16 protein-coding genes and 2 pseudogenes are annotated in these 20662 nt (G+C 62.4%); 2 read left to right on the top strand and 16 right to left on the bottom strand.

The window, feature by feature from the left end:
- Positions 1-16: 16 nt before the first annotated feature.
- From ACJ70B_RS09950 to ACJ70B_RS09920, 7 genes are read right to left on the bottom strand one after another with little or no spacing between them, the layout of a single operon-like run.
- Positions 17-3304 (bottom strand): putative baseplate assembly protein, encoded by a 3288-nt coding sequence (locus tag ACJ70B_RS09950; protein ID WP_408956840.1) that lies wholly within the window; start codon positions 3302-3304, stop codon positions 17-19.
- A complete protein-coding gene (locus ACJ70B_RS09945) occupies positions 3301-3699 on the bottom strand; it encodes a GPW/gp25 family protein (protein WP_408956839.1) in 399 nt (132 codons plus the stop codon). Before ACJ70B_RS09945 ends, ACJ70B_RS09950 begins: the two co-directional genes overlap by 4 nt.
- Positions 3700-3701: 2 nt before the next feature.
- Positions 3702-3992, bottom strand: coding sequence for a PAAR domain-containing protein (locus ACJ70B_RS09940; protein WP_408956838.1), 291 nt, complete (start codon positions 3990-3992; stop codon positions 3702-3704).
- Positions 3993-3999: 7 nt separating this feature from the next.
- Positions 4000-4737 carry a phage baseplate assembly protein V gene (locus tag ACJ70B_RS09935; protein ID WP_408956837.1) on the bottom strand — a complete coding sequence of 246 codons (738 nt, stop codon included), beginning with the start codon at positions 4735-4737 and terminating at the stop codon, positions 4000-4002.
- Positions 4734-5762: a phage late control D family protein gene (locus ACJ70B_RS09930; RefSeq protein ID WP_408956836.1), complete on the bottom strand. Its 1029-nt coding sequence runs from the start codon at positions 5760-5762 to the stop codon at positions 4734-4736. The genes ACJ70B_RS09935 and ACJ70B_RS09930 overlap by 4 nt, the downstream gene beginning before the upstream one ends.
- Positions 5763-5764: 2 nt before the next feature.
- Positions 5765-6442, bottom strand: coding sequence for a LysM peptidoglycan-binding domain-containing protein (locus ACJ70B_RS09925; protein WP_408956835.1), 678 nt, complete (start codon positions 6440-6442; stop codon positions 5765-5767).
- Positions 6443-6844, bottom strand: coding sequence for a hypothetical protein (locus tag ACJ70B_RS09920; RefSeq protein WP_408956834.1), 402 nt, complete (start codon positions 6842-6844; stop codon positions 6443-6445).
- Between the two features lie 2498 nt (positions 6845-9342).
- Here ACJ70B_RS09920 and ACJ70B_RS09915 point away from each other — a divergent pair.
- Positions 9343-9432, top strand: a pseudogene (locus ACJ70B_RS09915) (5-formyltetrahydrofolate cyclo-ligase); the annotation flags it as partial.
- A 1898-nt stretch (positions 9433-11330) separates the two neighbouring features.
- Here the strand turns inward: ACJ70B_RS09915 and ACJ70B_RS09910 are convergent.
- The 7 genes and pseudogenes from ACJ70B_RS09910 to ACJ70B_RS09880 form a co-directional block, all read right to left on the bottom strand.
- Entirely contained in the window at positions 11331-12395 is a 1065-nt protein-coding gene (locus tag ACJ70B_RS09910; protein ID WP_408956833.1) for a hypothetical protein, read from the bottom strand.
- Positions 12396-12713: 318 nt separating this feature from the next.
- A complete protein-coding gene (locus tag ACJ70B_RS09905) occupies positions 12714-13163 on the bottom strand; it encodes a phage tail protein (RefSeq protein WP_408956832.1) in 450 nt (149 codons plus the stop codon).
- A 45-nt stretch (positions 13164-13208) separates the two neighbouring features.
- On the bottom strand, positions 13209-13454 hold the full coding sequence (locus ACJ70B_RS09900) for a DUF6760 family protein (protein ID WP_408956831.1): 246 nt from the start codon (positions 13452-13454) through the stop codon (positions 13209-13211).
- Between the two features lie 5 nt (positions 13455-13459).
- Positions 13460-14020: a hypothetical protein gene (locus ACJ70B_RS09895; RefSeq protein ID WP_408956830.1), complete on the bottom strand. Its 561-nt coding sequence runs from the start codon at positions 14018-14020 to the stop codon at positions 13460-13462.
- Positions 14017-14178, bottom strand: a complete 162-nt coding sequence (locus ACJ70B_RS09890; protein ID WP_408956829.1) for a hypothetical protein — start codon at positions 14176-14178, stop codon at positions 14017-14019. Before ACJ70B_RS09890 ends, ACJ70B_RS09895 begins: the two co-directional genes overlap by 4 nt.
- Entirely contained in the window at positions 14175-14633 is a 459-nt protein-coding gene (locus ACJ70B_RS09885; protein ID WP_408956828.1) for a phage tail protein, read from the bottom strand. The genes ACJ70B_RS09890 and ACJ70B_RS09885 overlap by 4 nt, the downstream gene beginning before the upstream one ends.
- Before the next feature lie 50 nt (positions 14634-14683).
- Positions 14684-16423, bottom strand: a pseudogene (locus tag ACJ70B_RS09880) (phage tail sheath family protein).
- 304 nt (positions 16424-16727) lie between these two features.
- Here ACJ70B_RS09880 and ACJ70B_RS09875 point away from each other — a divergent pair.
- Positions 16728-17972 (top strand): hypothetical protein, encoded by a 1245-nt coding sequence (locus tag ACJ70B_RS09875; protein WP_408956827.1) that lies wholly within the window; start codon positions 16728-16730, stop codon positions 17970-17972.
- 49 nt (positions 17973-18021) lie between these two features.
- On the opposite strand, the gene ACJ70B_RS09870 is transcribed toward ACJ70B_RS09875, so the two are convergent.
- Positions 18022-19662, bottom strand: coding sequence for a 2-oxo acid dehydrogenase subunit E2 (locus ACJ70B_RS09870; protein WP_408956826.1), 1641 nt, complete (start codon positions 19660-19662; stop codon positions 18022-18024).
- Position 19663: 1 nt separating this feature from the next.
- Entirely contained in the window at positions 19664-20659 is a 996-nt protein-coding gene (locus tag ACJ70B_RS09865; protein WP_408956825.1) for an alpha-ketoacid dehydrogenase subunit beta, read from the bottom strand.
- Positions 20660-20662: the final 3 nt, after the last annotated feature.

Raw genomic sequence — 20662 nt, 5'->3', positions numbered from 1 at the left:
CGTCGGATGGGGTCGATCACGGGTGATCCTCACCTCGCATCGCGACGGTCACCTCGTGGACGCCGCTACAGACGAGTGCGTCGGGCGGAAGTGCCGGTGTCCCCCCACGGTCGACCAGCGACTGTAACTCACCGCCGACGTCGATCGTCGCATCGAGTTCGAGTACGTCGGTGACGTGGTCTGTCTCGCCGACGACCTCGGTCAAGGCATCGACCGACGGCGAGCGACCGAACGACCAGCCTTCACCTTCGTTCCCCTCGAGAGGGTGGAGAAACTCGTCGAGTCGGCGTTCGAGGTCCCCTTTGACCAGCGACACGCTCGTGCTGTCGGGGGAGTACACCGTCGCAGTGACCGACACCGCGGCGTATTTTGGCCCGCGGACGACGATGCCGGCGGTCTCAGATGCGACGAGCGATGCGGGAGCACGTTCGCGGACCGCGTCGCGAACGCGTTGCTTGAGTTCCATCGACGGCACCGGTTTCTCCCGCCGTGCGTGGGGGACGATCAGCAGAGTTACACCGTCAGTGGCGTCTGCGGCCTGCCCCGGATCGCATTTGACCATCGCCAGCTCCCGAAATTCGGCGGTGGCGACTCGCTCGTAATCGGTCGGAGTGACTGCACGGCCTCGATGCCTGAGCTGATTCGTGGTCCGTGAAACGAGCGCGTCCATGGACTCGGCGTCGGCCCCGCCGTCGGCAGGCTTCGGGTTGAAAACGTCCTCGACGAGCGAAATAGAACTTTTCAGATCGGTGACCGTGTCGGCCGCGACGTTTCCGTCACGACCACCACCGGTCGTGTACGTCACCATCACGTTCCCCTGCCCAGCCGGCGGGATTCGCCCCCTGTTACCGTCTCCAAAACGGACAGTCCCATCTATACGGTCGACGGCGTAATGGCGATCCGCCGGCTCCGACTCCAGAAAATCAGAGACCCGGTCCCACCGAACCCAAAACGCCGTCACATCGCCGCCCGCATCGGTGACGTGCCGAACGTCGTCGGGCCGCTCTGCGAGGAGATCGCGTCTGTCGCTGGTAGAAAGCGTCGAACACTCGTCGATCCACACGTCGACATCGATAACGGGCGCGTGCGCACACGCGAACGACTGATTGTGCGAGCCGTCGCTCGAGCCGAGCACTTCGTCCTCGATCGTTCGGGTGTTGTAGGCCCACTGCGTGTTCGGATAGAGACCATCAAGGGTCGGTGGGGTCGTCGTCCGTTCACGCGGGCGTCCGGCGTCGGCCGTCGACCGAGTCTGCTGCGAGGCGGCCCTCGAGGGCCGATCGAACTCGTCTTGCGTGACGCGGACTCGGATCCAGTGGCGCTGTCGACCGAACAGTTCGAAGGCATCCGTCGGTTCGGGAAACGTCACTCTGACGATACCCCGCTCGGTCAGCCCGCCGGTCCGGTCTTGAACGGTGAGTTTCGACCACTCGTCGGCATCGGGATCTTCGCAGTATTCCCACCGCATGCCGGGGTCGAACGAGCGAGGATAGGTGGCGTCCTCGATCGGAACGAAAAACGTCAGCGGCCCGTTTCGGAGCGTTGCGTCGAAACCGAGGTACAGCGTCTGTGCTTCGTCGGGGAGTCCAGCGAACGGCGAAATCGGCGTCTCCTGCGCCGAGAGATCACCGCTAACGGCGGCGTTGTTTCGCGTTCGGACGGTCTCGAATGGTTGCATCCCGCGGTCGTACTGGATCGATACGTCGCCGAACTGCGGTGGGTCCGGCGAGTCGACGAGCGACCCTCGCGTCCCGGCATCAGTAACACCGAACGACGGGTGACCGTAGTTTCCGCTTATGAGGCGAGCACGAACCCAGACGTTTTCGTGGCCGGACACCGCGGTCGGTTCCACATCGTCGGGGACAGCGAACCGGACGTGCCCGGGAGTCCGTAGCGCATCCGTCTCGTCTTCTAGCACGGTCAGCCGGCTCCAACCGCTGCCCGACCAGTACTCCCAGGAGAGCTCCGGCGGGCCGCCGAGTACCCCCACACCCATGGCGGACGACGACTCGGCATCGCCATCAGCGGTATCGGCCCCCTCGAGACTATCGGCATCGATCACATCGTCACCGCCGGTTTCGTCGGGTTCGGCAGGCGGATCGAACCGAACCTCGACGATACCACCTCGCTTAGTAAACGCCTCCTCGGAAGCGAGATAGAACGTCGCGGGCGGTTGCGGCAGGCGGCCGAACGGCCGGATGTCTCCCTCGTCGACCGAGAGCGGAACGTCGTTCGACAGGAGGACATCCGGATCGAGTCCCCCATCGTGGGTATCTCGGCCGACGCTGGCCGAGATCGACTCGAGACGCGTCGAGAACGACTCGGGATCGGGCTCGTCGGCGACGAGCCGACACCGGAGCCAGCGGCTCTCGACGCCGTCGACGGTGTGTCGAACGGGCGTCCCCGGCAGTCGAAACCGTCCTTCGATCTGATTACCGTCGCTCGGTCGTGAGGCCTCAGACCGAAGCCGTTCCTGAAGCGTCTCGAGTCCGACATCGTCTGCGGTGGGTTCGTCGTCGGTCCGGCGCTCGAGTCGGTGCCAGCCCTCCGTGCCGTCGTCCTCGCCGTAGTACTCCCAGACGATGTCGGGCGTCTCGAGTCCGACATCGTCTGCGGTGGGTTCGTCGTCGGTCCGGCGCTCGAGTCGGTGCCAGCCCTCCGTGCCGTCGTCCTCGCCGTAGTACTCCCAGACGATGTCGGTGTCGAAGACGGTGCTCTCGGCGGTCGTTTGAGCCGTGATCGTGATCGGCGATCCCGCCTCGAGAGTGAGGAGGTCGTCGTGGGCGAGATAGAGAACGTGTTCCTGTACGTTCTCGCCGGAGAACAGTTCGATCGGCTCGTCGGTGGTGCGAACGTCACCGTGGTCCACGATGCGGTCGGCGGCCGGGTCGACGGCGATCACGTCCGTCAGCGATGCGCTGGTCGCCTCGAACCCGTCGCTTTGCGGAATTTCGAAGATTCGGGTCGATCCGTCCGCCGCTTCCGCGACCGCCTGCGTCCCGCCGAGAATCGAGACGTTGCGATCGATGTCGGTCGACACCTGAAACGTCAACGGCAGTCGAGCGGCCTGTGGCGGTCGTCTGTCGAATCCCAATGCATCTAAGAACGCGATTCGGTGTTTCGCCGGAACATCGTTCAACCGCCGGAGAACGTCAGCTCCGAGCCGTGAAAAGATTCGTAACAGGGCAGTCGCGTTGTCGTCCGTCGTCGGCTCCCAGGAGTCGGTGTACTGATCCGTGCGGTCAAGTAGTTCGTCGTACAGCGCTTCCTGATCCCTATTATCGACTACCGGGCGGTTACTCATCCGTCACCCTCCGTGATATAGAACGGATACACCATATTCGAGAGGCTATTCGTCGTCCGGACCTGATACTCGATCTCGATAAGCACTTTGTTCGGATCCTCCTCGTCCGTTCGCGCATCGACGGTTTCGACGTCGATGCGCGGTTCCCACTGCACGAGTGCCTCGTGAACGCTGCTCTCGATGAGATTCAGCGTCGCCGGCGTGGCGGCCGAGAACACGTGATCGTGGATATCACAGCCGAAGTCCGGGCGCATTACTCGTTCGCCTTTAGCAGTGCCGAGGATGATGCGGATCGACTCTCGAACGTCGTCCTCGGCGTCGGACGTTCGCACCGATCCGCGAGCGTCCGGTTCCACCGGAAACGACCAGCCCGTGCCGAGAAACTCGTCCGACATAGTCAACCGATGAGGACCGTCGAGCACCCGCTCGTGATCGTGTTCGGCGGGCCGCTCTCGACGATCGTATCGCCCATTCGCGCGGCAGGCATCTTGTTGATCAAGACGCTCGTACTTCCCTTGGTCACCGTCCCGCCGACGTGGGGGACGGTTCCGGTGACGAGCGGACACGTATGGACGTCCGACAGCGCTCGCCACGCGGGCCGCTTGCCGATCAAAACGTTCGGGCTCGAGGTTCCAGTAAGCGGTGTGCCGTGTGCCGTCTGATCGCCGAGTCTCGCTGCAGGATTCATCTATTGTTTAATTTAATGTAATCAGACTACCTTTAACTTTTACCATTCCAGTTCCGTCGACGGTGATCATCGAGCCGGAAACAGAGAGTTTGGCCTTGCTGTCGACGCTGACCGGGCCTTTGCCCTTTATCTTGACACCTTTCTTGCCGGAGATTTCCACCGACTTTCCGTCGAGGGAGATCGTCGACGACGAGAGAGAGATCTCAGATTTTGCGTCGATCGCGACCGATCCGCTGTTCGAATCGAGCGTAATGCTGTTGTCGTTGGCGTCGTCCCGGATCTGGATCGTCTCTCCCTTGCCCGAATCGTCTATCACGATCTCGTTACCGCCGGCCGTCTGAAGCGTGATGCTTCCATCGTCGGCGTCGTCGAACGCGAGCACGTGATCGCTCCGAGAGCGAACCTCCCGAACGTCGTTTTTCCCCTCGCTGTTCGTCTGCGGGGGCTTTTGTTTCCCGTTCCACAGCGATCCGATGACAAACGGTTCGTGAATATCACCGTTCTCGAAGGCGACCAGTACCTCGTCGTCGATCTCCGGTAGGAAGTACGTCCCGTACTTGTCGCCCGTCATTTCGGTCGCGATCCGGGCCCAGTGGCTTTCGTCGTCGGCATCGCGCCAGGGGAATCGAAGCTTCACCCGGCCGAGATCCTTCGGATCCTCGTTGTCCGTCACGATCCCGACGGCGACGCCGCGAATGCTGCCGTCGTCCGTGCCTCCGTCGTCGATGAATCCGGATGGTCTCACGACGATACCTCCGTCACTTCGAACGACGTCCGATAGCCGGCACTTCCCATCCGATGGGTCGCATCCGTCACGTAGTAGTCCGACGAGAAGCGCGATCCCACCTCCTCGAGTCGGATGACGTTTCCGGCCCGAATCTCGGGCGTTCCGTCGGCCTCACCGTGGCCGGTAATAACGCCGTCGGAGAATCGATTCAACTTCGTTTCTGCGACTCGTTCCGCTTCGTCCCGTGACATGGTTTGAGCTCTGAAGACCTCTTTGTACGTTGCGTTCGTGCTGCCTGCAGTGACGACGAGTTCCGCTTTCTGCTGTTCGTCCCAGCTCCGAACTTCGACCTGATCGACCTGTGTTTGCCGCGTGATCTCGGCATAGAAATCGTGGAGCGCCTCGCCGTACCACAGTTCGGCGACCGGCTCGTCGCCCGCCGCTTTCGCAGACCGGGGACGAAACCGGACGGTATCCCGTTCGGCGTAGAATTCGAATCCGTAGGTCTCGGCCAACTGTTGTAAGAACCGGTAATCGCTTTGGCCGTCCTGGATCAGCTTTTCGCGTTTGATCGACGCATCAGAGACGTCGACCGTCGAAAACGGATACGACGAGAGCACGTCCTCGACGGCCGTTCCGACCGTCGTCTCCGACCACGAGTCCGACCCCGTCCCCTGCATGAGCTCCCAGAGCAGGCCGTAGCCGGAGACCGTCACCGACGGCCCTCGATCGGTCGTGAACTCGGCGTTAATCGAGCGAATCGAGCCGGTTAACAGCGGCGTCAGCGTTCCGTCACCGCCGTATCCCATCGCGATTTTGACGTCGGTTCCGACCGCAAAATCGTCCCAAGAGAGCCCGCTGAATTCGCCGAGTTCCTCGTCGAACGGGAAATTCAGCGTGAACGAAAACCGGTCTGCGCCGTCGAGAGTCGTCTCGACGACGAGATCCGCGATCCGGCCGCCCGGTTCCTGAAACTTCGTATCGCCGACATCGACTTTGAACCGCGGTGAATAGCGCGGGTGAATGTTCGTTCCGGTACTCATGGCTATAGCGGGGGTAACTCGAGTCTGTCGCCCGCCTCAATCGAACGGGGGTCCTCGATATCGTTGTGATCTGCGATGGTTCGCCAATGAGACGAGTCGCCGTACTCCTCGGCTGCGATCAGCCAGAGGGTGTCGCCGTCCGTGACCGTCCAGACCTTCGTCTTGTCCGTCGACTCGGGCGAGACCTCCGATTTGTGATAGTCGGCCGTCTTGTACTCCATGAATACGACGTCCGCCCGTGCGCGAATGGGGACACCGCTTGGCAGGAACTTCGTGAACTGCTTGTTCGCACGCTGGAGTAACGCGGTGAAGTCAATTCCGTCGCCCCAGACAAACCGACAGACTGGCGGCGCGTGTAACTCACCGTCCACCGAGAGGAGCGTATCGATGTGTTTCGTATACCGCTCGCGGACGTCGACTTTCTCCGTAGGGGGCGAGCCGTTCGAATCCAGTTCATCGGTCGTGTCGAAAAACAGCTCCATCGAGAGCGTCTCCGCGTTCCCGTCGACGAACTGCATTATCGATGCTCCCGACCCGGTCGCTTTCAGTTCGCCGTAGTTGACGCTCTTTTCGAGGGTATAGGCGGTGGGATTGAACTTACACTCGATCGTCTCGCCCTTCTGTTTCCCGTTTAAAATCATGATCTGGGCTTTCTCGAGTTTGCCGCCGCGACCGCTCATCTACAGCCCCCTCCGTTCGCGCTCGATCCGGATCTTTCGCTCGAGTTCCCGGTAGAGCCGCTGGACGGTGCGGTCGACGTCGGCGTCGAACCGCGGGTCAGTCCCGGTGGGAACGTCGACGCTATCGAGAGACCGGCGGTGACGATGGCCTGAATCGGACGCGGACTCGGAGCCTACCCGCGATCGGTGCGTCGACGGTTGGTCGGAGTGTTCGACCGGCGGTCGCCGGTCGTCATGACCGGCCGACGGGCCGCCATGTCCCCATCCGCTTCCCGAGACACCGTCCGGACGAGACCCAGAGTGGAGCTGATCATCGCCTCGCTCGACTTGGTCCGACACTCGGCGATCCGCCGTCCAACTCTGTCCCTGTCGTCGCTCGCGCTCGGAATCGCGCGCTCCCATCCCCGATACGCGAGACGGGGTGGACGACGCGGTTGCCGAACGCTGTGGCCCCGTGGCTTTGGCAGGTGATCCGCCCTGATCGGTTGGCGGAGCGTCCGCCGTTGATGCGTGTCGGTACGTCAGCGACGGCCGGCCTGACGCTGTACTTGTTGGCATCCCGTTTGCACCCGTAAGATTGTCTGTTAGTTCAGCAGTATTAGTTGTTGGTTTATGTTGATCGTCGCCGCTCGGTGTCGGATGTGAGCCAGCAAAAGCGGACGACGCCGTTTTCGATCCATCGACTCGAGCTTGGCGCGAACGCGGTGAGGCCTCGGCATGGCCGGAGCCGCCCCGCGACCGATCCGCCGATCGGGCAGCCGCGAGATCGGGCGACGACCGCCGGCGAACGCGGTGACCAGAGCGATACCGACGGTTTTCAGCACCGTTCGTACCCCCCGAGCGAGATCCTGTCGGCGCAGACATGGCAGAATCTGAGCCAGTGGTAGCGGGATCACCGTCGCTCCCGTCGACGGACACCACGACGCGGTCCCGATCAAAGCCAGTGGAACCGCCGACGGAGTCACGGTGTGTCCGCAGCGGAGCGTCCCGACTTGCCACTGACAGCGATCGACCGGCGGTCGGCTCGACTCCCAGCGATCGTCGGGCTGACTGGGCTGCGGTTTCGTCCGCCAGGCTCGAGGTGTCGAGCGGCGACTGAAACGAGGAATCGTCGTGATCGGCTCCGGTCGCGGTGCGGAGAACCGACAGCCGCGTCCGCGATACCGATATCCGCTGATTCGGAGTCCAGGACCGGTTCGTCGGTGATGCATCCATCTCGTCCGTCGAAACGGCGTCTGCTTCCGCCGTCTCGGTCGCGCCGTCCACCCGGCGTTGGAGCAAGCGACGGTCGGTCAGCGGGCCGCCTCGAGCGCTCTCAGGTCCGCGTTCCGAAGCGAGACGGTGAATCGCAATCGTATCGATCGGTCTTGGACCGGCGTCCGTCGACCGCGCCAGCGGTCCGTCGTTGCGCCTGTCTCGTTGCTGGTTTCGTGATATCGTCTCGGACTCGGTTAGCTCGGAGCTCGAGGTGTCGAGGACGGAACGACGGCCGGCAGGGGAGCGTTGTCTCGGCTTCGCTGCCGCAGTCGTAGACGGTGAGAAACCGCTAGTATCGAACGCCCCGCCGGACTGGACTGTGCGTGCCGATGGCTGAGAACGCGGGTCGGGTAACTCTGTCACCGTTGATAGTCGGAGCTGGTGCTCTCTCGGACGTGGCCGTCCAGCATCGAGGGAAGGCGACCACGCCGTCTCAGCGGCCGGTCGGCCGGACGTGACGGTGAGTTTGCCGTCGGGCGTCTCGTCCTTCGTGGTGAGTGACGACCGTGCCGAGACGGTTGTCCCGTCACCCCGGTACCTCGGCGACGACCGGCTACTCGACAGCGTGGGGTGTGCATCGGTCGTCGGTTCGGAGACCGTAATCGTCTGCTGTCGCCCAGCGACTCGGACGTGGCCGTCACCGGATCGTATCTCGGATACCGCGTCGAGGCCAGCCGCGTTCGATCGCTCGTATCGCGCCGAGTGGGGAACCCACGCGTCCACGTCGGAGGTCGTCTCTCCGGGTTCAGGGTTCGACCGATGAGTAGGGGTCGTCCCGGCCGCTGGTCGCGTCCCCCATGCTACCGGGACGCGTAGCTTCGAGTTCGATGCGGTCCCGGCGTGTTCGGAACTGCGATCCGACGGTCCGTCACCGGCGGTTCGAAACGGACTCGTGGAACGCGTATGCGTAGAGCGGCGCTCGAAGCGGCCGTTCGCGGACCGTGACGCCGACGGAGACGGGTGTGTAGCGATCCCGAGAAGCCTCAACGGGCGCTGCCCCACCCCGTCGACATCGATGTGGTCCACCGCCACCGACGACGGCTCGGCGGTCGTCGCTGCTGACCGCATTCGAGTCGGTCCGGCCGATCTGGACGCCTCCGTCTCGAGCGTCTCTGATCCGCCTGTTGGCGAGCCGGCAGCGACAGCAGTCTCTCTGGACCGACGAGGTGCCGGTCGGTCCGCGGTGCTCGTCGACAGCGGAATGCGAGATCGCACAGTACGGGTTGGTAGTCTCGGTTCGCCGCGGGGCGCTCGCACCGCGAGAGCCGTCTCGGACGAGCGGCGATTGACGATGCGGGTCGAACGGCGGTTGGAGCGGTTTCGGGTCTTCGATTGACTCCGGTATCGGTCATCGGCGGACCCGGAATCAGCGCTTGCCATGCTGTCATTTCGACCGGCGATTTGAGATGTCAACAGAGCGTGCCCCTGACTGTCAATCCCTGACTGTGAGACGTCAGAAGCAGTGATCGATGTCCTACCTTCGAGACCGCGTCGACCAGCGATCAGGTCAGGACTCGAGAAAGCGCGGACAGCCGACCTCGGGGTGGAGTTTGCCGATCTAAATAGCGTGTTATCGGCACCGGGTTCGGTCTGAGTCTCGCCGACTACAGTGGGATGAGCCGCGACCGAGGAGCTGCTACCGGATGCGAACGCGGGCGTGGTTCCGCGAGCGCGTCTGGAACGATCTCGAGGCGAGCGGCGAGGCTCGATTCCCGTTCCCGCCACACGGCCGGACTCTGACCGTCGCTGACCGACGGTGAACGCCGAGTCGGTGGAGACCCGACGACCGGCTGCCGGCGATCGCGACCGAAGTCGTGTACGAGCGGCCTGGCCGTCGTCGGCGAGACGGTGCAGCGACTCGTCGTACGGGTGATCGTCGGTGGTGTCAATCCGACGAGGGCCGGCGGCGCTGCGTCTCCGATTGCGCTGTCGAACAAGGTCACTGTGTGCTCGATCGCCGGAGGAGACGTGACTGCCACCGGTAGCCGCGGTGTCGACCGACTGCCGGACGGTCGATCCCTCACTACGAACACCGTCTTGGACCACCGTCCGCCGCTGTGTCTCCCGTTCGTCGGGCGGACGAGATACAGCCGGTGCGGTTCGATCGGGTCGCTGCAGCGTCAGTGTCTCGAGCCGTTCGTACGGCCGTCGCTCAGCGGTTTCGTCACCGACAGAAGGGGTTGTCTCCCTTCGTGTCGCCCCTGTGGCTGCAGCGATCGTTCGTTGTGGCTCCGTCCGACCGAGCAGACCCGTTCCAGCAATACGAGATCGTTTCAATACCGAGCCAGTGCTGGCGACCTTGACGTCGGTTCGGCGAAGGGGCAACCCAGTCTGGACGTCCCGCTCACGGCCCAGTTCTTCGGTGCTCGCCGCAGTGGTGCCAGGCGCGCGAGGACGGTCACCGGCCGTGACGCTGACTCCGGTTCCGACAGTGTGTCGATTCGGCCGGCCACTTTGGATCGCGGAGCCACCGGCCGTCGACAGCGATAGACGGCGTCGGGACTCGTCCGGCCCATCGGCCGATGTGTCGCTCCAGGGTGACTGGCCGATCGGCCGACTGGCGGCAACCGACGACGGTGTCGTCCGTTCGGGCGATCTGCCAGCGCTCGCGTAGCGGCCGACGACGAGGTCCGAATCGATGGTGGCCGCTCCGTCTGTGATAGTCGAGTCCGATCCCATCTCGACCGTTCGGAAACGACGGTCCAGACGACGTGCTGCGGTCTCGTTCGTCGAGCGGGATCGATCGCGTGACTGGCGTGAGGCCGTGTCGGAGGCGTATGCCAAGTCAGCGCGCGGGCGAACACCATCTTGAGAACGCACACTCCCTCGGCTCGAAGTGTCGATGACTCGCCGTCGGGCCGCCGGTTGTGCGTCGGTTTCTCGACCGTGAGCCGCAGGTGCCTCGGAACTCGAGAAATGTGGCTGGGCGGGATGGTTGGTACGGCCGATCGATCGGACCGTCCGCCTCGCCGTCAAGCGGGCTGTCGATTCGGATACCGTCACGAGCGATTCATCGGACGACTCGGAACGATCCGAACGACTGGACGCGGTGAGATATGTAAACGGGCTGCTATAATCGTCTGCTCGTGTAAAGGGAGAGGGCGAAACGATCGAGACCGCCGATTCGGTCGCCGGTTCGGCGTCGTGAGCAGCTTCGAGAGGCGAAAGAAACGACAGCGTGATCGGACTCCGTTTCTGTGCGATTCGGACGCCAAATCCCCCGATCAGTCGATCGGGAGCCAATGTCGTGATCGTCGTTACACTGGATTGAAGACGAGCGGCTGGCGAGCGCTTGTTCGTCATCGCTATCGCCGACGATTCGTCCGTCTCCCGCTGCCGAGTCACGCCAATCTCCCGTACGGCTGGCTCACGTTCGTCGTCGTTACGATTCCCGATCACGATCCCTGTATCCCCTGTGTATCGTTGTCAACGGCCGATTCGCCGGCAGTGTCTGCTCGTGTCCACTGGTACACGCTCGTATGGCCATATTATAACAGCATTACTTAATGTTTTTGAGTGTATCGGGAGAAAGTTATGTCCAAACCGTGTTCTCGAAAGCGGCGATGCGATGGAATGAATCGCCGTAACGATCACAGTAGGAAACAGTCGGTTACCAGGGTACGGTCGGCGACTAGTCCTGTGGCGATGGATCGGTACCTAACCCGACAGGTGATGGCATCTCGGCTCGAGCGGGATCGCGGCCCGGTGCATCACTACTCCCTCGAAGAACGAACTTGTCACCGGTCCGCGTGTACACGATCGGATGCTCGCCGCCCTGCTTGAGCGTGTATCCAAGCGGCAGGTCCATCGCCGCTTCGTTTGGCTCGAGCAGGAACGCCCCCGGAACCTCGAAGGCTCGGCACTGGCCGGGCTCGAGCGCGACGCCTCCGTCGAACTGATAGAGATCGCGTTTCGTATCCCGAATCTTCGCCCGTGTCAGTTCGATGGGGGCGACCCCCTCGTTTTTCAACAGTAACTCGCGGGCATCGCCTGATTCCGTACTCAAGACTGTGACGATACGGAGATCCGTACGGTCGCTGATTGTAGATTCATAACGGTTGTAGACGAGCACCGTCGCGACCAGCCACAGGAACGCGGCGAGGACGACCGTCTGAAGAACCGTCAGTGTAACATCGACCCACGGAAGCCACGCAAGCAACGCGAGAACGCCGGTGCTGCCGAGGACGGCACCGACGAAACCGACGATTCCTGCCAGCGTACGTGTCTGAAGTAGTTTGACCTGCGCGTATCCGCTCTTGATGAGCACCGACTGCAGTGTGGACGTTGAATCGTCGCCCGTATCCGATTCACGTTGCCGGCGAAGCGCAAGCACGGTCGCAATCGGCCACGCGATGACGGGACCGACAAGGACGAAAACGGGCGTGACGATGCCACCGGCGGTAGCGATGCCAAGTCCGACCGCGACGGCGACACCACAGACCGCGCCCGTGACGATCGCCCGCGCCCAGATAGACAGCTGGTTCCACTGCCCGGTGAGTGTGTCCTCGTACCGACGGTACAGCAGATAGCCGACGACCACGGTCGCGGTGAGAGCAAATACCGCGCTGAACAGAACGAGCCACGGCAAAACGACCCAGTCCGTAACAGGAACGAACACCCGAGGGACGTATTCGACGAGTTCCGTAACGACGGCCACTGCAGTGACGATCACAGCGAAAAGCAACGCCCCGATCATCAGTCGGCCGCCCGCTGAGAAGAGTTTCCGGACGAGAGTTTTCGCTTTCGATATAATGCGTATCATTCCATCGAGTCACCCCGACTCGAACCGCTGTCGAGCGGTGATTCACTGCTTCCGCCACCTACCTGAACCGATGCGGTATCGGTCGAACCCCCACTATTACACATGGTGTCTTAGATGATATTTTCCGTTCTTATTAAAACACAAGGTATTGAGACGATGAAATTGGAGGTAGATAGGAGCGAAAGCGACAGCCCTGTCTGCAAAGACGGATGATGACCGGCGGAACTGCGCCGGGAAGCGATTACGTACCAGTTACTCTGGCATTCCGGACATCTTCGAGAACCGCTTGTACGAGAGTTCGATCGTTTCGATCGCCATCCCTCGTTCGTTGCTCATCAAGTCCGGTCCGGACCACTTCGTCGGGTACGCGTCTTTGAACTCCCATCCCCATTGGCTCTGTCCCTGAAAGCCCTTTTTGACCTTGACGACGATGTTTTTCCGGGTGATCGTTCCGCTCATGACCGACTGGATCCACTGCCAGAAGGTCGTGTTCTTCGTCAGGCCACGCCGGAGGACGAGGTTCGCATGAGCGAACTGGCCGGGCAGCTGATGGACGTGATCGTTGACGCCACCCTCGCGATACTGAACTGTTTCCAGTTCCATCGTTATGCCGGAGACTTCGGCGAATCCGGCGACGGTTTCGCCATCAACCTCGACATCAAAGTTGTACTGTGCGTAGGGGTCGTTTTTGCGTGATTCCATTGCAGTCGTGTGCTCTCGACGGTAGCTGGAAGCCAGCCACCGGGGTTACTCTGAATCCGGCGGATTACGGAGCACGATACCACCGCCGGCATTGTCACGTCCGCGGCCGCCACGGGGACGGCCGCGCGATCGATCGGACGCCGAATCGTTCATGCGATCGTTGATCTCGCTGATCTCCGTACACCAGCGCTGTCGTTCCCAGTGGGGCATGTTCAACACCGCCTCGTGGCTCCACCCGAAGTGGTAGGCGACGAACGCCACCTCTTCGTAGAGACGGTCCGGGTCATACAACCGGACTACTCCGCTGGGTTTCCCGGTTCTGCCTCCTCGCTATCGTTCGGTTCGGTGCTGGCCGTACGCATATCGCTACCTTCGAATCCGGCCGCTCCGTTTGTGCCGAGCCCACCGATGTCGCCACCGGCACCGACGCCCTCGGTGTCGATACCGGCCGAACCAATACCGCCGTTCGTCTGGTCGGTCGTCACGTGCGTACCGCTCTCCGCATCGACCTCGAAGACTTCACCGCAGTCGGGGCAGGCCGTTTCGACGGCGTTTGCACCCTGGTTGTTGACTCGCTCGTACAGTACCTGTAGATACTCGAGGTCCGTGACGAACAGCGATTCGATGACGTTCGGATCGACCGTCTCGAGGTCGCCCAGTTCGGTCACGACACGAGATAGGAGGACGATCGTCAGGTACGATGAGTTCGACTGGACGCGCGGATTTTGAAGCGGTTCAATCTCGTCTGCCGCGGTCGCAAGCCGCATGCGGCCCTCCTTGTGGAGGGTGCCGTCGTCGTCGACGTACCCTTGTGGGAGAGTGAACTCGAACTCGGTCTGGAGCGTTCCACCGGTCATGATCGCTGCTCCGTCTTACAGGCGACGACGACGCGATCGGCAAAGGGTGCCGACTCGCCGGTATGGAGGACGCCCTCGTCGTCGACGCGCCAGTCCGGGTCGAACCGGTGGCGGGGAACGGAAAACGCGTCCGTGGAGTTGGTCGCCGACGGAGTCATACGTTCTTCCGTTCCATCTCGTCAAACGTGACGATGTACTCTTCGGTGGCGAGATTCCCCTGTCCACCGCCACCGTGGGAGTTGAGCGTCGGCGGTCGGTACTCCTTGATCCACGCCTTCGTGAACTCGAATCGAAGGACCGAGTCGCCGACTTCGTTCATGATGATAACGGCGATGTTCTTTCGACCGCCACTGTCCATCTTCCCCTGATCGACGGCTTTCCGCCACTCGTAGAGTTTCTCGTTTTTCTCGTTTGCACCGCGGACGAGAACGAGATCGTCGTACTGGGTATCGCCCCAGAGCTTTCGGTTGTGCGATGGGTCGTTCCCTTCGCGGTATTCGACCTGTTCGGTCCGCATCGCTGGAAGTTCGACCTCGACGAAGCCGGGGATACCGACACCGTCGAGTTCGACCTTGAATTCGGTCTGTCGGAGAGGTCCGTGTGAGTCTGGCATTGTCGTATGAATCTGTTATGAGTTGCTTATCGGCTATCGTGTGCGGCGGTCTACGTGTCGCCGGTATCCTGGCTGATTCTGAAGACGACGAACTCGGCCGGTTTGACCGGCGCGATACCGATTTCGACGATGAGACGGCCGTTATCGATGTCGTCCTGAGTCATCGTCTCCTCGCCGCATTTGACGTAGAACGCCTCGTCGGCGGTGCTTCCCTGAAGGCCGCCGTCGCGCCAGACCGTCGTCAGGAAGTTCTCAGCCGACTGGCGGACGCGAGCCCAGAGATCCTCATCGTTGGGTTCGAAGACCGCCCACTGGGTCCCTTCGTCGATCGATTGCTCGATGTAGAGGAACAGTCGACGAACGTTCACGTATTTCCAAGACGGATCGCTCGAGGTCGTCCGCGCACCCCAGAGGCGGATTCCGCGACCCTGGAAGCTCCGAATACAGTTGACCCCCTTCGGATTCAGGACGTCCTGCTCTCCTTTCGTAATATTGTGTTGAACGCCGAGAATGCCTCGAACGACCTCGTTTGCGGGGGCCTTGTGCACGCCGTGTTCCGCGTCGCTTCGCGCGAAGATTCCAGCGATATAGCCGCCCGGTGGAACGAGCTTCTTCCGATTGGTGAAGGGGTCCTTCGCCTCGACCCACGGATAGTAGTACGCGGCGTACGAAGAGTCGACCGGCGTCTCGATATCCGAGACCGCACCCGCGTTCTGGGGGGCCTGCAGGATCGCGAATCGCTCACCCATGTTCTCACAGTGAGCGACGACTGCATCGGTCAGCCCTTCGATATCGTTCTCATCAGGGATGCACATGATCGAGATACCGTCGAGTTCCCTGAACGCCGCAAGGCCGGTCCGCATCCCTGGTTTGTTGACACCCTCGTAGTCGCTGAGCGTCACCTCCTCGTTTTCGGGCTTCGACGAGAGATCGGAGACAACATCGACTTCGACCTCCGTCTCGCCCGAACGGATCGACTCGAGTTCCGCCTGCAGATCTTCCTGGGACTGCGAAGCGTCGACATCGAGCGATTTGGCGATCCCCTGAAGCGCAGTATAGTCGCGATCCTCGAGATCCTCGGGGATGTAGGCCGCGGTCTCCGACTCGGCATCGAGCTGGATCAGACCGCCGTCGGAGTACTCCTCGGGGACGCCACGAGACAGCCAAGAGAGTCCGTTGGCGGGGCGTCCCGCGCCCTGTTGGTCAAGATCGACGAGCACAGAGCCCGGAATCTGTTTCTCGTAGAACTGGCTCGATTCCGGATCGGCCGACATGTCCTCGTAGACTTCTTCCACGTCGGGAGCCGGATCGGGCTGGTCGGAAGCGGGCTTGCTGACCGCTTCGATATCGCACGACCAGTATCGCAGCGTCAGTTTGAAATACTCGTTCTCACCGTCTTCGTACAGCGGCCCGTCTTCGACGATCGCGGCGATAGAGCTTCACCAGTTGCCCGGGCCAGTTGCTTCGACGTTGATAACGTCGTTTCGCTCCTCGTCAACGAGCGTCGTCGTCGCGACCTCGGTCGGATCGGCAGCCGCAACACGACCGACGTAACAGCGGCTCCCACCGTTTTTGAAGAAACCGTCGACGGCCACGTCGAGATCCGACGACTGCGGACTCGAGCCGAACGTCCGTTTGAACTCGGAAAAACTCGTGACGAGCTTCGGTTCGACCGGGCCGCGTTCCGTTTCGCCGAGGAACCCGGCAGTGCTGGTGCTAACTCCTTCGACAGATTTCGTTCCGCTGTCGACCTCTTCTACGTAAACGCCTGGTGATAGGTACTCTGGCATTGATGGCACCCTCAAATCGCTTCTGCAGCGATACTGGATTCAGATCCTAATGTTATAAAACCTATTGATTCGGGATAACTGAAATTAACGAAGTCTTATTACATTGTAGCAGATAGGACTGTATTGTTTCGAGGAAAGGATAGAGAAGAAGGGGAGTAGAGAGCGAGAGGGCATGCGAGAAACGGTGGTAACAAGAGGGAACGAAGCCCTTCTGGACGGACCGTCCGGCGGGCACAAACACCGTTCCCGCGAAATGAGCATAACTAAATGTATTACCGAGACAATAAAGAGCACTCACGACGCCATGGGACGGGATTCGAACCGACGTAACGGGGAACGGGGCGATCTGTCGCAGTTTCGGAAGAATCGATTCTTCAGCGGGAAACTGATGACGCCTCGCGATATGGAAGCGGAACAGGAGTACCACGCCGAGCGGTTACACACGCTCTCCCGGTTCGTGGTCGGGAGCGGAATCGTCCACGGACTCACGGTGCGATCGATCGACGACACGGACGACGGACTCGAGGTGACGATCGAGCCGGGGGTGGCACTGGACGGGCACGGACGCCCTATCGTCGTCGAACAGGTGACGACGAAGTCACTGCCGGCGCCCACAGCGGACGAGCTATCGCTCTACGTTCGGTACGACGAAGTTTCGCTGGAAACTGTCCCGGTCCCGAACACGGACGATGCGATTGACGAGGAATCGACGTCGAACCGGACCGTCGAAGTCTTCGAGTTGACATACCAAGAGACGACAGAAACGGACCGAAGGCAAGGGCCGGACATCGATATCCCGTCCGTCGACACGGATTGCGATGTGGACCAGATTAGTCGGAAGCTTCTCGAGCAGTATCACGACCAGCATCGGACATCGGATCGATCCAATTCGGACGCGGGGGTGTTTCTCGGTACGTACGAGCGCACGCCGGACGGCGTCTGGACCGAAGCGGCGGAGCCGACGGCACGAGAGTTCGTCTACGATCACGACCTCCTCTTCGGGACGATCATCGACCATATCACGGACACCGACAATCCGCATCGGACACCTGTCGAGCAGGAACCGCCGGACATTCCGGACGACATCGGGGAGATAACCGATCGACTCGACGCACTGGAGGGAGAACTGGGACGCGTCAGACGGGACCAGACCGCACTACGACGGTACGTCATGCGAAAGACGCTCAAAGACAGGGCGCGGTTCTTCGCCGAGTTGGCCGACCGTCTTGATCCACGGACGAGCGAAGGCGGTCGACTCGCTCGCGAAATCGCCGCGATCACCCAGATCGACGGCGACGAGCTCTACACCGACGAGGACGCGTACCGCCGCCATCTGCGGGAGGTACTCGAGCACCTGATCGACCTCGGCGACCGGCTCGAGGGCGCAGCGACCGATGCGAGTCTCGAGCGATATCTCAAATCGGTCTCCGAGCTACAGACGACCCTCGAGAACGACGGCTCCGTCCTCGAACTGGCCGAGGCACAGGACCAGGTGTGCGAAGCCGCGGACTCGCTCGAGGTGCTCGTGGGCATCGTTCCGGACGAGTGACAGCCGTCGCGTCGGGTCAGGCCCACGATAGAAATCGATCGGCCCGGTATCACTCGAGCAGTAGTAAGGTCGGATTCTCGAGATATTGCATGACGGTGTTCGTAAACCGCGCGCCGACGGCACCGTCGATCAGCCGGTGGTCGAACGACAGCGATAGCGTCAGCACCGAGCGCGGTTCGATCGATTCGTCGCCGTTCTCGTCGGTCACTACGCGCGGCTTGCGCTTGATTTCGCCAATCGCGAGGATTCCCGCTTCGGGGTAGTTGATGATCGGCGTGGCGTACTCGCCGCCGATGCCGCCGACGTTCGTGACCGTGAACGTCGATCCCCGAAGCTCGTCGGGGCCGATCGTTCGGTCGCGGGCCTTCTGGACGAGTTCGTTCATCTCCGAGGAGAGCTGCAAGAGACCCTTCCGGTCGGCGTCCTCGAGGACTGGCACCAGCAGCCCGACATCGGTCGCGGTCGCGATACCGATGTTGTAGTAGTCGCGGTAGACGATCTCGTCGTTGTCCTCGTCTAAGACTGCGTTCATCTCGGGAAACTCCTTCAAGGCGGCCACGACGGCCTTCACGATGAAGGGCATGTACGTCAGCCGGATCCCACGCTCTGTGGCGCGTGGCTCGAGTTCCTCGCGCAGATCGACGAGTTCGGTCACGTCGACCTCGTCGTGATGGGTGACATGAGGCGCGCTGTACACAGATTCGACCATCGCATCGGCGATCGTCTTGCGGACGCCGCGGAACGGTTCGCGGCGTTCGCGCTCACCGTCGGCGAACTGCGTCCTCTCCGTTTTAGCCCGCTCACCGGCCTCAATCGCCTCTCTGTCCGCGTCCTGTGCCCGCCGCTGTGTTTCAGCGTACGCCCGAACGGCCTCGGGCGTGACGAACGCCTCGCCGTCGCGCTCTTCCGTCGCGGGGACGGCATCGATGTCAACGTCTGCTTCCTCGGCGATTCGCCGAGTCGCAGGCGCGGCCAGCGTCCGTTCGCGGTCCGCGGATTCGGGCCGTGATCGCGTCTCGGCCCGCGGGGAACTCGAGGGGGACGTCTCGGCACTCGAGTCCGTGGCGGTATCGGAACCGATGACGGCCTCGCTCGAGTCGCGAGAGCCGGAGTCGGCCCCACTGGGCTCATCGCCGGGACTCTGCGGCTGGGTCTGCCCTGCCACGTCGTCGCCCCCGCCGCCCGCCGCGGCCCGAACGTCGGCCGCAGTGATTCGACCGCCGGGACCGCTGCCCTCGATTTTCGAGAGATCGATCCCCCGCTCGCGAGCCCTCCGCCGGACGCGAGGGGGTGCGAAGACCCGGTCGTCGGGCGGTGCGACCGCCTCGGTGTCGGCCCCGGTCGCGCCGGGACTGACGGACGATTCGTCGCCCTCTCCGGTCGATTCGCTGGGCTCCGCTTCACTCTCGCTCGCGGCGTCGCCGCTCGTCTCCGAGGTGCGCGGTGCCTCGCCTTCGACGTCGAACGAGATGATCACCGTTCCGACGGGGACCACCTCGCCCTCCTCGACGTGCAGTTCGCGCACCGTCCCGTCGACGGGTGCGGGCACTTCCACGAGCGCCTTGTCGGTCTCGACCTCGGCGACCGGCTGGTCCTCCGAGACCGCGTCGCCTTCGGCGACCAACCACGTGACCAGTTCGCCCTCGGCGACACCCTCGCCGACGTCCGGGAGTTCGAACTCTCTGACCATCTTAGAACCCCACTGCGTTCCGAATACCGTCCTCGATGCGGGCCGCCTCGGGCAGGTAGTAGTCCTCGAGCGCGTACAGCGGGAACGGGGTGTCAAAGCCCGTGATCCGTTCAACCGGCGCTTCCTGGTACAGCAGCGCCTCCTCCTGGAGGGTTGCGGTGATCTCTGCGCCCAGCCCGCCCGTCTTGGGAGCCTCGTGGACGACAGCGGCGCGACCCGTTTTCGTGAACGAGTCGACAATCGTCTCCTCGTCTAACGGCGACACCGTCCGCAGATCGACCACCTCAACGTCGATCCCCTCCTCGGCCACGTTCTCGGCAGCCTCGAGCGTCGGCCGGGTCATCGCACCCCATGTATAGACCGAGATATCGCTTCCCTCGCGGCGAACGGCCGCTTCGCCGATCGGCACCTCGTACGACTCCTCGGGCACCTCCTCGCGGAACGCTCGGTAGATGAGTTTCGGCTCGAGGAAGATCACCGGATCGGGGCTTCGAATCGCGCTGGTGAGCAGCCCCTTAGTGTCGTACGGTGTGGAGGGCACGACGACCGTCAGCCCGGGCTGGTGGACGAACATTGCCTCCGACGACTCGGAGTGGTGCTCGGGCGCGCGGATGCCGCCGCCGTAGGGAGCGCGGACGACCAGTGGACACGTGAATCGTCCGCGCGAGCGCGTCCGCAGGCGCGCGGCGTGCGAAACAATCTGATCAAAGCCGGGATAGATGAAGCCCATGAACTGGATCTCGGGCACCGGCCGCATTCCGTAGGCAGCCATCCCGACTGCCGTGCCGACGATCCCCGACTCGGCGAGCGGGGTATCGATTACCCGGTTCTCGCCGAACTCGTCGTACAGCCCCTCGGTCGCGCGGAAGACGCCGCCGTTCCGGCCGACGTCCTCGCCCATGACGACGACGTCTTCGTCGCGTTCCATTTCGGTGTGGAGTCCGTCCTGTACCGCCTGTACCAGCGTGAGACTCTCAGAGGGTGATTCTGCTGCCATGGG

Source organism: Natrinema sp. 74 (assembly GCF_046097095.1).
Taxonomy (GTDB): Archaea; Halobacteriota; Halobacteria; order Halobacteriales; family Natrialbaceae; genus Natrinema.
The sequence above is the reverse complement of the archived record's forward strand: the minus strand, read 5'-3'. Positions and strand labels throughout refer to the sequence as shown.

What these genes read in the sequence shown, in the direction of transcription:
- ACJ70B_RS09870 (WP_408956826.1), bottom strand. Translation starts at nt 19,662, where the DNA reads ATGGTCAGAGAGTTCGAACTCCCGGACGTCGGCGAGGGTGTCGCCGAG.
- ACJ70B_RS09875 (WP_408956827.1), top strand. Translation starts at nt 16,728, where the DNA reads ATGGGACGGGATTCGAACCGACGTAACGGGGAACGGGGCGATCTGTCG.
- ACJ70B_RS09945 (WP_408956839.1), bottom strand. Translation starts at nt 3,699, where the DNA reads ATGTCGGACGAGTTTCTCGGCACGGGCTGGTCGTTTCCGGTGGAACCG.
- ACJ70B_RS09950 (WP_408956840.1), bottom strand. Translation starts at nt 3,304, where the DNA reads ATGAGTAACCGCCCGGTAGTCGATAATAGGGATCAGGAAGCGCTGTAC.
- ACJ70B_RS09920 (WP_408956834.1), bottom strand. Translation starts at nt 6,844, where the DNA reads ATGGGAGCGCGCGATTCCGAGCGCGAGCGACGACAGGGACAGAGTTGG.
- ACJ70B_RS09885 (WP_408956828.1), bottom strand. Translation starts at nt 14,633, where the DNA reads ATGCCAGACTCACACGGACCTCTCCGACAGACCGAATTCAAGGTCGAA.
- ACJ70B_RS09865 (WP_408956825.1), bottom strand. Translation starts at nt 20,659, where the DNA reads ATGGCAGCAGAATCACCCTCTGAGAGTCTCACGCTGGTACAGGCGGTA.
- ACJ70B_RS09930 (WP_408956836.1), bottom strand. Translation starts at nt 5,762, where the DNA reads ATGAGTACCGGAACGAACATTCACCCGCGCTATTCACCGCGGTTCAAA.
- ACJ70B_RS09910 (WP_408956833.1), bottom strand. Translation starts at nt 12,395, where the DNA reads ATGATCGGGGCGTTGCTTTTCGCTGTGATCGTCACTGCAGTGGCCGTC.
- ACJ70B_RS09895 (WP_408956830.1), bottom strand. Translation starts at nt 14,020, where the DNA reads ATGACCGGTGGAACGCTCCAGACCGAGTTCGAGTTCACTCTCCCACAA.
- ACJ70B_RS09905 (WP_408956832.1), bottom strand. Translation starts at nt 13,163, where the DNA reads ATGGAATCACGCAAAAACGACCCCTACGCACAGTACAACTTTGATGTC.
- ACJ70B_RS09940 (WP_408956838.1), bottom strand. Translation starts at nt 3,992, where the DNA reads ATGAATCCTGCAGCGAGACTCGGCGATCAGACGGCACACGGCACACCG.
- ACJ70B_RS09890 (WP_408956829.1), bottom strand. Translation starts at nt 14,178, where the DNA reads ATGACTCCGTCGGCGACCAACTCCACGGACGCGTTTTCCGTTCCCCGC.
- ACJ70B_RS09925 (WP_408956835.1), bottom strand. Translation starts at nt 6,442, where the DNA reads ATGAGCGGTCGCGGCGGCAAACTCGAGAAAGCCCAGATCATGATTTTA.